This is a genomic window from Adhaeribacter terreus (assembly GCF_042657365.1).
Taxonomy (GTDB): Bacteria; Bacteroidota; Bacteroidia; order Cytophagales; family Hymenobacteraceae; genus Adhaeribacter_A; species Adhaeribacter_A terreus.
Window position 1 is genome coordinate 222,942 of the sequence record NZ_JBHSKT010000007.1, and the last position, 11,767, is coordinate 234,708.

Annotated in this window: 11 protein-coding genes; 2 read left to right on the top strand and 9 right to left on the bottom strand. The window is 46.8% G+C overall.

All coding sequences use genetic code 11. The features are described from left to right. Positions 1 to 50 precede the first annotated feature (50 nt). Complete coding sequence (locus tag ACFPIB_RS13005) at positions 51 to 323, top strand: UBP-type zinc finger domain-containing protein (RefSeq protein WP_378017894.1); 273 nt, start codon at positions 51 to 53, stop codon at positions 321 to 323. A 43-nt stretch (positions 324 to 366) separates the two neighbouring features. Here the strand turns inward: ACFPIB_RS13005 and ACFPIB_RS13010 are convergent, their stop codons facing one another. The 3 genes from ACFPIB_RS13010 to serS form a co-directional block, all read right to left on the bottom strand. Continuing rightward, on the bottom strand, positions 367 to 1,002 hold the full coding sequence (locus ACFPIB_RS13010; protein WP_378017895.1) for a hypothetical protein: 636 nt from the start codon (positions 1,000 to 1,002) through the stop codon (positions 367 to 369). A 102-nt stretch (positions 1,003 to 1,104) separates the two neighbouring features. Beyond that, positions 1,105 to 1,719: a hypothetical protein gene (locus tag ACFPIB_RS13015; protein ID WP_378017896.1), complete on the bottom strand. Its 615-nt coding sequence runs from the start codon at positions 1,717 to 1,719 to the stop codon at positions 1,105 to 1,107. Between the two features lie 166 nt (positions 1,720 to 1,885). Then, entirely contained in the window at positions 1,886 to 3,160 is a 1,275-nt protein-coding gene (gene serS / locus ACFPIB_RS13020) for a serine--tRNA ligase (protein ID WP_378017897.1), read from the bottom strand. Positions 3,161 to 3,446: 286 nt separating this feature from the next. Here serS and rho point away from each other — a divergent pair, with 286 nt between their 5' ends. Next, the gene (gene rho / locus ACFPIB_RS13025) at positions 3,447 to 5,348 is read left to right on the top strand and encodes a transcription termination factor Rho (RefSeq protein WP_378017898.1); all 1,902 of its coding nucleotides are present in this window, start codon (positions 3,447 to 3,449) and stop codon (positions 5,346 to 5,348) included. Between the two features lie 377 nt (positions 5,349 to 5,725). Here rho and ACFPIB_RS13030 read toward each other — a convergent pair whose 3' ends face one another. From ACFPIB_RS13030 to ACFPIB_RS13055, 6 genes are all read right to left on the bottom strand, one after another. Further along, positions 5,726 to 6,364, bottom strand: coding sequence for a hypothetical protein (locus ACFPIB_RS13030; protein ID WP_378017899.1), 639 nt, complete (start codon positions 6,362 to 6,364; stop codon positions 5,726 to 5,728). Positions 6,365 to 6,559: 195 nt separating this feature from the next. After that, positions 6,560 to 7,300, bottom strand: a complete 741-nt coding sequence (locus ACFPIB_RS13035) for a LytR/AlgR family response regulator transcription factor (protein ID WP_378017900.1) — start codon at positions 7,298 to 7,300, stop codon at positions 6,560 to 6,562. Between the two features lie 4 nt (positions 7,301 to 7,304). Next, the gene (locus ACFPIB_RS13040) at positions 7,305 to 8,345 is read right to left on the bottom strand and encodes a sensor histidine kinase (protein WP_378017901.1); all 1,041 of its coding nucleotides are present in this window, start codon (positions 8,343 to 8,345) and stop codon (positions 7,305 to 7,307) included. Positions 8,346 to 8,666: 321 nt separating this feature from the next. Continuing rightward, the gene (locus tag ACFPIB_RS13045) at positions 8,667 to 9,485 is read right to left on the bottom strand and encodes a LiaF transmembrane domain-containing protein (protein WP_378017902.1); all 819 of its coding nucleotides are present in this window, start codon (positions 9,483 to 9,485) and stop codon (positions 8,667 to 8,669) included. Between the two features lie 196 nt (positions 9,486 to 9,681). Beyond that, on the bottom strand, positions 9,682 to 10,542 hold the full coding sequence (locus tag ACFPIB_RS13050) for a UbiA family prenyltransferase (RefSeq protein WP_378017903.1): 861 nt from the start codon (positions 10,540 to 10,542) through the stop codon (positions 9,682 to 9,684). Between the two features lie 385 nt (positions 10,543 to 10,927). Beyond that, complete coding sequence (locus ACFPIB_RS13055; protein WP_378017904.1) at positions 10,928 to 11,707, bottom strand: class I SAM-dependent methyltransferase; 780 nt, start codon at positions 11,705 to 11,707, stop codon at positions 10,928 to 10,930. Positions 11,708 to 11,767: the final 60 nt, after the last annotated feature.

The following is an 11,767-nucleotide window of genomic DNA, read 5'->3' on the forward strand; positions in this document are numbered from 1 at the left end:
AGTAACATTTTTATTTCCTGATGGTTCTTCTTTTAAACGAATCTACTTTTATGTTTAAAGGAAAAAAACTCTGCCAGCATCTTCAGCAAACCGAAATAAAGCCGCCTGCAAAATACCAGTGCGACAAATGTATTGCCATGGGCGATACCTGGGTACATTTGCGCGCCTGCCAGACCTGCGGAGAAGTAAACTGTTGCGACGATTCCAAAAACAAACACGCCTCCAAACATTACCACGAAACCCAGCACCCGGTCATTATTTCCGCGGAACCTAACGAACGCTGGGGGTGGTGTTTCGAACACCAAAAAATGGCTTTGTATTAATTGCCACTTTCTGGTGCCGAAACCCTACCGTTTTTTACTGTCTTTAATGATGGTTCTGCCCGTTGTGCCCGTTTTTAGCGCCGCTCCAGTAGGCCGTTAAGTTTTCCCACTGAATAAACTGCATTCCGTTCCAGCCGGCTTCGGCAATAAGGGTGTTGGCCAAAGAGCGGCCACCGGCTTCGTCGTGGTTGTTTATTTTTTCATTCAGCCCGATCTGGTATGCTTTAATGCGGGTGCCGTCTACCGTTACCCGGAATATGCTGCTGGTTTCTTTTACAAAAAAGTGCGATGTAACTTCCGGATGATTGTTTTGAGGATTGGCACAAGGATGCGCGGTGATCTCTGCCTGGTGAATGCTGGTTTTAATATCGGTAATCTTCATCCAGTTTTCCAGCGGTACGCCCGGTAAAAGCACCCGGAAATAATCGCCGATCTCAGGTTTGTCAGCTTTTTTAGGATCGCCGTTTTGATCGAATAGCTCAAAAGTGGCGCGTATTCCCGATTCTTCTGACCATTTATTAATATCGAGCAGGCGTTTTATGGCTCCGGCAAACTGGTTCTGTGCGGTTTCGGAACTGAAAAATCGTTGTTCGGCCTGGAAGGTTTTGTCTTTGCCGGCTTCGCCTTGCAAGGCTTTCAGCTCAAGCTTAGCTTTTTCAATTATATCGTGAAATTCCATAGTTGTAGCAGGAGTTTGGGTGGTTTTTTTAATACGGTTTTGATAGGGCAGAGTTGGTATTATAGCTGCCTAATGCTGGTTTTCTGAAGCTTTTCCGGAAGTTCACGATGGCGCCAGATCTTTACAGCACCAGTAGTCAGCCAGGTTTTGCCAGAGAATTTTCTGAAATACGGTCCAGCCCCCTTCCGCAATAATAGTATTCAGAGCAGCGCGGTTGCCGGCTTCTTCCTGGTTGTTAATAAATTCGTTGCGGCCGGTTTCGGAAGCTGAAATTAAGTTTTCCTGGCGTTGCACTTTAAAGGTACTGCTGGTTTCCTGCACAAAAAAATGCTGGGTTTCCGGCTCGTTATTGAAAGGGTTTGGACAAGGATGCACCGTAAAAGTAGCCAGATCCGGTTTGTCCTGAAGTTCGGTTATCTCCACCCAGTTTTCTATGGGTACTCCGGGTAGCGTGATCTTGATAAAATACCCGATCTGCGGCTCAGAATCGGTTTTGTGGCCGGAAGTATTGTAAAGTTCAAATGGGGTGGTTACAGGGGTGTTTTCAGGCCAGTTATTAATACCGAAAAGCCTTTTTCTGGCTTCCGGAAATATTGCCTTGGCAGCTTCACCATCCGGAAATTCAGCTTCTGAATGAAACAGCCGGTCTTTGCTTGCTTCGCCGGTTAAGGCCTTTGCTTCGTGTTTTAGTTTATCAAATAGTTTCTTTATTTCCATAACCATATTACTTTTTCAGGTAAAAGAGATACGGTTTTTTTAACACGGCGTTTGATTATTTCAGGCAGTTTCGCTTGCGCCAGAAACGCTATCGTTTTTAGCTGAAAAAGTAAAGCCCGGCTATAAATTGCAACCGGGCTTTTATATTTTTTGAAATAAAATGCTTTTACTTGATCACTTCAAAACCTAAATAGCTGTGCAGAATTTTTGGCATCATAATTCCTTCCGGCGTCTGGTTGTTTTCCAGGATGGCGGCTACAATTCTTGGCAAGGCTAAAGCGCTTCCGTTTAAGGTGTGTAGCAATTGCGTTTTGCCGTTTTCGCCTTTGTAACGCAGTTTTAAGCGGTTGGCCTGGTAGGTTTCGAAGTTGGAGCAGGAGCTTACTTCAAGCCAGCGGCCTTGCGCTGCGGAGTAAACTTCCATGTCGTAAGTTAAAGCCGAAGTAAAGCCCATGTCGCCGCCGCATAAACGCAGCACGCGGTATGGTAACTCAAGTTTCTGCAATAAATTCTGAATGTGCTTACTCATTTCTTCCAGCGTTTCGTAGCTTTTTTCCGGCTCCTGGATCTGCACAATCTCCACTTTGTCGAACTGGTGCAAACGGTTCAAACCACGCACATCGGCTCCCCAAGAACCAGCTTCGCGACGGAAGCAAGGCGTGTGGCCGGCATTTTTGATCGGTAGCTGATCGCGGGGAATAATTTCGTCGCGGTACAGGTTGGTAATCGGAACTTCGGCCGTGGGAATTAAATAGTAATTGTCTTCGGTGGCGTGGTACATCTGGCCTTCTTTGTCGGGCAGCTGACCGGTACCAAAACCAGAAGCTTCGTTCACTAAAATGGGTGGCTGAACTTCGGTATAACCGGCTTTCAGGGCTTCGTCTAAAAAGAAATTGATGAGCGCACGCTGCAAACGGGCACCTTGTTTTTTATAAACCGGGAAACCGGCGCCGGTAATTTTATTGCCCAGCTCAAAATCAATGATGTCGTATTTTTTGATCAGTTCCCAGTGCGGCAAAGCGCTTTCGTGCAAGGTTGGAATTTCGCCGTGCTGGAAGATGTTTTCGTTGTCTTCGGCAGAGCGGCCGGCTGGTACGCTTTCGTGCGGAATGTTCGGCAGTTTAATCAATGCATTGTGCAACTCGGTTTCTAAAGCAGAAAGTTCTTCACTCAGAATTTTCGAGTTGGCTTTCAGATCGGCGGTTTCGGTTTTCAGCTTTTCAGCTTCTTCTTTTTTGCCGCTTTTCATCAGGTTGCCTATTTCTTTGGCCAGGGAATTAGAGCGCGCTAAAATATCGTCGTGCTCTAACTGAATTTTGCGGCGGCACTGATCTATCTCTAAAATAGCAGCAATTTCGGCTTCCGCATTTTTATAATTTCTTTTGGTAAGTCCGGCAATGGCCAGGGCAGTCTGCTCTTTTAAAACGGATAGTTGCAGCATAGTTTCAGATAAAAGTTTAGTCCACAAAAATATAATATTTTGTACAGCAAACGATATTTTGAAAATCTTTTACCAGAAATTGAAACATTTTTAAGAAAAACCTCGCTAATGCTTTGGTAATTCGTCTGCTTTAAATTAACATTGCGGTACAAATTCAAAATGCCCGTTTTTCCGGGGCACAATCAAACAGTATAATTTTCAAACGCATTTTTTTCCTGAAACCTGCCTGCCGGACGGCTCTGTCCATTGGTTTTTCGGAGAACAGTTCAACTACCTTATTCTTTCTATGTACAATATTGAAGAATTGAAAGACAAGCTGCTTTCAGAGCTTAAAGAAATAGCTGAAAGGCTTGGCGTTACCAATTTTAAGAAACTAAGCAAACAAGATTTAATTTATAAGATCCTGGATCAGCAGGCAACGTTGCCTGCCGATAAATTGCCGAAAAAAGCTGCGCGCGCTGCGGTTGCCGCAGAAGCTCCGGCAGTTGCTGTGGCCGAAACAGCGCCTGCAGAAAGACCAGCGCCGGAACAGCACCGCGATGCCAATACCCGCGATTTTAGCGAAGCGGAAGCCGGAATTGCACCGGAAAAAACGATAGAAAGAGAAAGTGCTCCCCGCCCGAAATCCGAAACCCGAAGCACAGAAACGGCTACTACCGAAGAACGCCTCGATTCGAATGGCCGCCCGATAAGACCTTTTCAACCGCGGAACCAGCGCAACAAACCTGACCAAATGCGCACCGACGGTCAGCCCCGCGAAATGCGTGAACCGCGCCAACCACAACCTGCCCGCGAAGAACAGCCAACCGAAGCCCGCGAACCACAAGCCCAGCCTGTTCAGGAGCAACGCGAGCCAAGAGAACAAGCTCAAATTCAACCACGCGAGCCCCGCGAAAATATCCAGCCCCGCGAAAATCAGCCGCAGCGCGACGAAAATCAACCGCGCGAACAACGTCAGCAATTCCAGCAAAAGCAAAACCGCGACCAACAGCAACCGCGCGAACAGCGTCAGCCGCAACAAGGTCAGCAGCAGCAAAATCAACCGGCATTTAACAACAATAACTGGCGCGAATTTGACGGCGTAATTGCCAACGAAGGCGTGCTGGAATTAATGCAGGATGGCTACGGCTTCCTTCGCTCTACATATTATAATTACCTGGCTTCGCCTGATGATATTTACGTTTCGCCTTCGCAAATCAAATTGTTTGGTCTGAAAACCGGCGATACCGTGAAAGGTACCGTGCGCGCGCCGAAAGAAGGTGAAAAATACTTTGCTCTCTTGAAAGTTGACAGCGTAAACGGCCGTACCACCGAAGAAATTCGCGACCGGATTCCGTTCCAGCATTTAACGCCGCTTTTTCCGGAAGAACGCTTAAACCTGACAACTAAATCTGGTTTGTATTCTACCCGGATCATGGATCTTTTTGCCCCAATTGGTAAAGGCCAGCGCGGTATGATTGTGGCGCAGCCGAAAACCGGTAAAACGGTATTGCTGAAAGAAATTGCCAACGCCATCGCCGAAAACCATCCGGAAGTTTACCTGATGATCCTGTTGATCGATGAACGTCCGGAAGAGGTAACCGATATGGCCCGCAGCGTGAAAGCGGAAGTAATTGCTTCTACTTTCGATGAAACTGCCGAGCGCCACGTGAAAATTTCCAGCATTGTACTGGACAAAGCCAAGCGCATGGTAGAATGTGGCCACGATGTGGTTATTCTGCTTGATTCTATTACGCGTCTGGCACGTGCATATAATACCGTGGTTCCTTCGTCAGGTAAGATCTTATCTGGTGGGGTGGATGCCAATGCGTTACACAAACCGAAGCGTTTCTTTGGAGCGGCGCGTAACGTAGAAAATGGCGGCTCTTTAACGATTATTGCCACGGCCCTGATCGAGACCGGTTCTAAAATGGACGAAGTTATCTTCGAAGAATTCAAAGGAACGGGTAACATGGAACTTCAGCTGGATCGTAAGTTGGCGAACCGTCGTATCTACCCGGCTATCGATGTTCCGGCTTCCGGTACGCGTCGTGAGGACCTGTTAATGGATAAAGATGAACTGAACCGCATCTGGATCCTGCGCAAATTCATGTCGGATATGAATTCGGTAGAGGCCATGGAATTCCTGAAAGACCGCATGAAAGGTACCAAGGATAACGATGAGTTTTTGATCTCGATGAACGGATAGTTTTCGTAAGTTCGAATTTTCGATATTTTGATAAAGGGAAAGTCCTGTTTCTGTTTCAGAGGCAGGACTTTTTTGTTTGTAAGGGATAGCGTTTTCTTCGTCATCCCGAGCACTAGTCGAGGGAACTTGTGAGGCCGCATATCTGAGTTTTATGTCTTAAAAGGATAGCATTTTGCTCCACTTGAATCTTTCCATGGTTCAGGGCTTCTGTCCAGAAATGCGGATACAACCACCCCCGAACCCCTCCTTGGAAAGGAGGGGACCTTTTCGCTAATGCTGCTAATTAACTTTTGCTGCTTAAATAAATAGCGTTTCTGCTGTTGTTGGTGTTTCTGCCGTTGTTGTTGTTGTTTTCACCAACAACCATATTTTACTTACTATCCACCGAAATTGCCAACGTGCATTACTTTTTTCTCCAGCCTGGAATATGCAATGCGCTGGCCATTTTCTTTGCCGATCAGGTAGTTGAAGCTGATACTTTTGGGATCATTTTTGATAGCGTTCCAGGATTTTTCGTTGCCGTAAATGCGGTCGTACATGTCGTTGGGGGCGATAGCGGGAGTACTGAAGTTTTTATCGTCGAAGAATTCGTTCAGGCGTTTTTTGACGAAGGCTTCGCGCTCTTGTTCGGTGGGTTTGTTGGTTTTCATTTCGTACACCATGGAGGCTTCCAGGTCGGCGGCGGTTAGCGTGTCCAGGAAAATTGTGGTGCCTTTGGGATCGGTGATGGTGAAGTGGATGGTGCTTTTTAACAGCGATGGACCGGTAAGGTGCAGCGCGAAATTATCGGGTTTGGTGGGGTCGGAGAAGTGGTGCGTGCGTTTGATATTTAACTCCACTTTGCCGGTTTCGAAATCGGGTTTGGTGGCGGTGTCGCCTTCGGCTTTTTCTGCGGTGGTGGTTGTGGTGGTGCCGTTTTGATCGCGGGTAATTTTTACACTTTTTTCTACCGTTCTTTTTTCTTCGCAGGAAAATAAGGTGCAGGCGATGGCGCTTAAAAGCAATAACTTTTTCATAGGTGGGAATTCAGGTTTTGCTCTCTTTACGAACCGGAAATTGTTGCGGTTTTCGGCGTCGAGTTTCTGTAATTTTCAGGGAAGTCGAAAATTACAATTCAGTAATATTGTAAAACAGAAAACCCGGCCGGAAAATAAAATCCGGGCCGGGTTTTTGGCTGCAAAAACATAGCGTTTTTAGGGCTGAAAACTGATCTAAAAATCTAGAACCTGTTTCAGTTTGGCGTAACCGTTTCTGCTTACGGGCAGGCGTGCGCCGTTCTTTAAAACTACGGTGTGCGTGTCTTTTTCGTAGGGCTCGATTTTGGTTATTTGCGCTAATTGAATGATGTAGGAACGGTGGATGCGCACGAATTTTTTCGGGTCTAAAGCGTCTTCGAAATACTGCATGGTCTTGGTTTTCAGGAAACGGCCTTCGGGCGTATGGATGTTGATGTAATCGCCTTCCGCTTCTAAATACAGGATTTCGCTTTCGGGAATAATGCGAATTTTGGTGCCGGTTTTTACGACTACGCGGTCGAGTTTTTCGTCGGTTTTGCCTAGCGTTTCCAGCAGTTCTTTGGTAGTTTTTTTGCTTTCGGGGCCAGCGTTTTTTTGCAGGAATTTATCTACAGCCTGGTTAAATCTTTCCGGCGAAAACGGCTTCAGCAAATAATCTACGGCGTGCGCATCGAAGGCTTTGATGGCGTATTCGTCGAAGGCGGTAGTGAAAATTACGGCCGGCGGTTCGTCTAGTAATTCCAGCATTTCGAAGCCAGTAACTTTGGGCATTTGCACGTCCAGAAATATGAGATCGGGGTGGTGCTGGGCAATGGCTTTCAGGCCTTCGAAACCGTCGTTGCATTCTTCCACCACTTCAATTTGCGGGAAGTTTTGCAGGTATTCTTTTACCAACATGCGGGCCAGCGGTTCGTCGTCTATCAGAATGGCTTTCATATAATTATAGCGTTTGCGGAATTTTGAGGGTGGCAGTAAAAAGCTGGTTTTCGGCGCGGGTTTGCAACAGATCCTGGCGCGCGAAAAGCAGGTACAAACGCCGCTGCACGCCCGTAAGGCCGAAGCCGGTGCCGGTGCGTTTGGTGGCCGTTTGCGGATCGTAAGGGTTGGTTATGGAAATTTCGAGGTTATTTTCTTTGGCCTGCGCCTTCACGTTTATGCAAACCTGTCCGGTGGTATCGTAAAGCCCGAATTTGATGGCGTTTTCTACTAAAGGCTGCAAAAGCAAAGGCGGAAGTTTCAGGTTTTTGCTGGTTTCGTCGGCGGAAATTTCGGTTTGCAAGCGGTGGCCGAAGCGCATTTTTTCGATCTCTAAATACAGTTCCAACAGGTGCAATTCTTCGGCTAAAAGTACGGGCTGCGAATCGTCTTTGCGGAGTGTGCTGCGCAGAAATTCCGAAAGTTGCTGCACCATTTTGCGGGCTTCCTGCGGCTTGAAACCAATTAAGGCATTTATGGAATTCAGGCTGTTGAATAGGAAATGTGGTTGCAGTTGCAGGCGTAATTTGAACAATTCTGCTTCGCGGGCCAGCTTTTCGGTTTCAGATTTGCGGCGTAAACTGGCCTGCTGTTCCTGCTGGTTGTACCAGATCACGCTGATCATGGCCATCCAGCCGAGCAAAAGCAAGCCGGTGCTGAAACGAACGGGCAATGATGCTAACAGGAAAGTTTCGTAGCGCGGATCGGTTTCAAGCAAAACGGGCAGCAAATAATAAAGCGAAGTGGTCCAGATGAGCGCCAGCAAAAAACACCAGATGCCAATGTATAAATAACGCGCCTGCTGCGGACGATAATATTCCAGGTTCCCGCTAATAAGCCAGCAAGCCGCCGCCAATAATCCCGAACTGATAAAGCTATCGGAAAAAGCCAGTTCCAGCGGCAACCCAAACCACGAAAGCGTAGCCGCCAGCAACAACGCTAACGCAAGCCAGCAGCCAAAAAAAATGGCGCGGTACCGGGCTGTTGCAAGTGGGGAGCTGGTCATGTTTTGGGATGAAGGATGAAAGTAGAAGGAAGAAGGATTTTGGTTTTATAAAGGATGAAAGTGGCGAATTTTCGTCCCCCTTTGGAGGGGGTAGGGGGAGGACAACAGTATTGAAAACACTTACTGCGAAGATTCTCCCCTCAAGGACAAGTCAAACGCGAGTTTGAGCTTGCGAGCGGAGCTCATAGAGGGGTGTTTACATCTTTGGATAATTTTCAATAACGTGCATACACCCCTCCAGCTCCCCTCAAGGGGAGAGTATCAGCTAATGTGAAATCCTCCCCCTACCCCCTCCAAATGGGGACTTAAAATCTTTAGCAATCAAAAACTACGAATATCAATGCCACCTAAAATGGAGGTGCCTTTAATGATGAGGACTTTGTTGGGATTTACGCCGCCGGGCTGTATGATGCGTTTGTCGTCGATGCCGCCAAGAATGGCTGCCATTTCTGATTTTACGTCCCAGTTGGAAGGCACTACGATTTTGGTTCCGCCCATGATCTGGGTTACGTCCAGAATGGCGCGGCCCTGGATATCGGCCTGGCTTAAGTTTATTTCGGCGCCGCCCATAATAGTCACAATTTCGCCGCCTTTGAAATTTTTGGAAAGTACCAGTTTTTTCGTGCCGCCGAATACCGAAGTGCTGTCCAGAAAATCGTCTTCGGAAGCGGAAATATTATCGTAAGGGTTCGGGTTTTCGAAGTGCGATTCCAGGTTAGGGTTGGTAGGCTCTTGGTTCGTAAAAGTGGCGTTGGAGGAAGCAGCATTTTCGGCGTCCTTTTCCAGGTCTTCGCGGCGCTGAAAATGGTAGCGGTGGCTCCGGCCAAAGATCATCCAAAGCCCGACGATGATGATTATAACCGGCCACACATAACCCCAGGCAATGTTGATGTAAAAGTATTTTTTAGCCAGGAAAGTAGCGCCGACCAGGATCAGGATGAAGCCGCCGGGCGTCCGGAAATTATGCTTAAAACCGACAAATAAACCCAGCACAATAAGCAACATGGGCCAGCTAAAAAGCCAGTTCGGGAAGAAATAACCCATATTGTTTAAAAGAAATATCACGCCCACGGCGAGCAATATTAACCCGGCCATCACTTTTCCGGAGCGGCGCGGACGGTAGTTCTGATTATGTTGCATAGCGGTAATTCTAAGATTTTTTCAAAAATACGGCGCTTTGTGGGGTTTGGAAATCGGAAAAAGCCCGCCGTACTTTTTGCACCGTTGAAGTAGCGAATTTTTCCGGTGAAATGCTAATGGGTAGCATGCCGGTTGGAAATGCGATCCACGGTTTAGACGGGATGTAATTGTTGAAAAGCGTGGGTTCAACGGGTTTCTACCGCGGCCAGAACAGCATCAGCAAAAATGCGGCGCTCATGCAAAGAGAAGAGATCTGATTCATGCGCATGGTATTTTCGAAATTCACAGCGACCTCAGATTTGCGAATTTGGAGTTGCCACCAGGTAAAAAACGCTATGACCGGAGCGGTAAAAACTCCGAAAATGAAAATGTTGCTGACCTGGTTCGTGATGAAATATTCAAAGATGAGCACGCCGGCGGCAATAAATAAACTGATGCCGGAAAAGAGGAATGTGCCTTTTAAACCAAGTTTCAAACTCAGGGTTTTGTCGCCGCGTTTTCTGTCTTCGGCGTGCTGGTAAACCTGCGTGAGCGGATAACTGCCGCATAAAAACAATGAACTGACCAAAGCCTGCATCAAATTGGAAGTGCTGAAATAGGATTCCGACGGAACGCCGCTGCCGATCTGCACCATCAAAAATGTGAATGCACCCTGAAAGAAAACGACGGTAAACGTACTCAGGTATGGATATTTTTTCAGGCGGATTTTATCGTAGCTGTACGCTTTGGAAACGAACAAATAAACCAGCACGCAAACCGCAAACGGTACCGAAATGAACAGCGAAAGTAGAACGGCCAGAAAATCAAAAACAACTACCAAATAAAATAAACTGCGGGTTACTTTGGGCGGGTGTTTCAGGCCGCCAATGCTGCCTTCGTCGCGGTCGAAGTAGGAATTGTAGCCGTTGCTGGCGGGATAAACTAAGAGGTGTAAGATCAGAAAAGCGGCTGTGGCTTTTTGCCAATTAAACTCCGGCGCAGCGCTTAAAGCAAACCAGAAAACCGGCATTAAAAATACCGAAAACGGGATGCGCATGAGTTTCAGGGCGTCTTTCATTTTAATGTGCTAATGTGAAAAATTTGCTAATGAGCTAATAACGTAATTTAAAAAGTTCTATCATCCTGAGCGCGAGCGAAGGAACTTGTTGGCTCGTAGTATTGCCATTAATTCCTGACTTGACTTTTGGAGCTCCAACCCATAGCGTTTTTTCGTAATTCTAAGCAACTTCGAGGGAACTTATGAGGCCGCATTTTTGAGTTTTGAAGCTCGAAACCATAGCGTTTTGACTCCACCTAAATTCTCCTCTAAAAACAGGGGAGGACTTTTTTTCTTTCTTCGTCGATAATTTTTCTATTTTAAGCAGACAAGGTCCTTCGCTCGCGCTCAGGATGACAGGTGTAATTTTTTAATGTATTCCCAATTAATAATTATTCATTAAACATTAAACAGGATACCCAATCAAATAAATAACCTTGTTCCCCGACTTGTGTTTAGCATAACCGGTTTTCCAGACGTAAGGCGGGCCTTCGAGTTTTTGGGTCATTTCCGATAGCATTTTCGGGCTGTACATTCTTAGAACGGAAACTACGCCATCCCATAAGGTAAAAGCCGGAATGGCCGGAATGAGGTAAGTGAAAAACAGGCGGCTGAGTTTAAACGGACGGATAAACGGGGTAATGCCGAACATTAAAGCCGGAAAAAGCAGACCCGCAAAGAGCAGTTCGTGATATTGTTTTCCGGAACCTTCGAAGATACCGATGGCTTGTTTTTTATTCACGGCGTCCTGCAAAATGGCTTGCGCTTGCTCTGGGGTGAAATGGTGGAACGAGGAGAAAAGTGTGCGCACACCGGTTAAGTTTTCCGGAACGTTGGTGGCATCTACACTTTTTGCTTCGAAACTGATAGCGTTTTTGCTTTCGGTTTCTATCTGCTGCCAGGCTTCCAGGTTCGGGAATTTATCGGTGAGGGTAACGGGAACTTCAAAACCCATTTCGGCGCTTATTTTGGGTTGCAATGTTTCCAAACCACCACCCGCGCCACTGCACAAATCCAGAATTTCGCGCTGACCGGTTTTTTCGAGCATTTCTTTTATGAGCGGAATAACGGGGTCGTAAATGCCGAGTTTGGTGATCATAAAGCGCAGGTAATCGGTCATGTTGCGGCGCAGCACGTCCGGAAACCAGGGTTGGTCTTCCCATTCAAACAAGTGGTAGCGTTTCATTTTACAGACAAAAAAAACAAGATTATAGAACAAAGACTTTTTCGCATTAAAACCATAGCG

Coding starts and splice junctions, on each gene's coding strand:
- ACFPIB_RS13005 (WP_378017894.1), top strand. CDS start 51: ATGTTTAAAGGAAAAAAACTCTGCCAGCATCTTCAGCAAACCGAAATA.
- ACFPIB_RS13010 (WP_378017895.1), bottom strand. CDS start 1,002: ATGGAATTTCACGATATAATTGAAAAAGCTAAGCTTGAGCTGAAAGCC.
- ACFPIB_RS13015 (WP_378017896.1), bottom strand. CDS start 1,719: ATGGAAATAAAGAAACTATTTGATAAACTAAAACACGAAGCAAAGGCC.
- serS (WP_378017897.1), bottom strand. CDS start 3,160: ATGCTGCAACTATCCGTTTTAAAAGAGCAGACTGCCCTGGCCATTGCC.
- rho (WP_378017898.1), top strand. CDS start 3,447: ATGTACAATATTGAAGAATTGAAAGACAAGCTGCTTTCAGAGCTTAAA.
- ACFPIB_RS13030 (WP_378017899.1), bottom strand. CDS start 6,364: ATGAAAAAGTTATTGCTTTTAAGCGCCATCGCCTGCACCTTATTTTCC.
- ACFPIB_RS13035 (WP_378017900.1), bottom strand. CDS start 7,300: ATGAAAGCCATTCTGATAGACGACGAACCGCTGGCCCGCATGTTGGTA.
- ACFPIB_RS13040 (WP_378017901.1), bottom strand. CDS start 8,345: ATGACCAGCTCCCCACTTGCAACAGCCCGGTACCGCGCCATTTTTTTT.
- ACFPIB_RS13045 (WP_378017902.1), bottom strand. CDS start 9,485: ATGCAACATAATCAGAACTACCGTCCGCGCCGCTCCGGAAAAGTGATG.
- ACFPIB_RS13050 (WP_378017903.1), bottom strand. CDS start 10,542: ATGAAAGACGCCCTGAAACTCATGCGCATCCCGTTTTCGGTATTTTTA.
- ACFPIB_RS13055 (WP_378017904.1), bottom strand. CDS start 11,707: ATGAAACGCTACCACTTGTTTGAATGGGAAGACCAACCCTGGTTTCCG.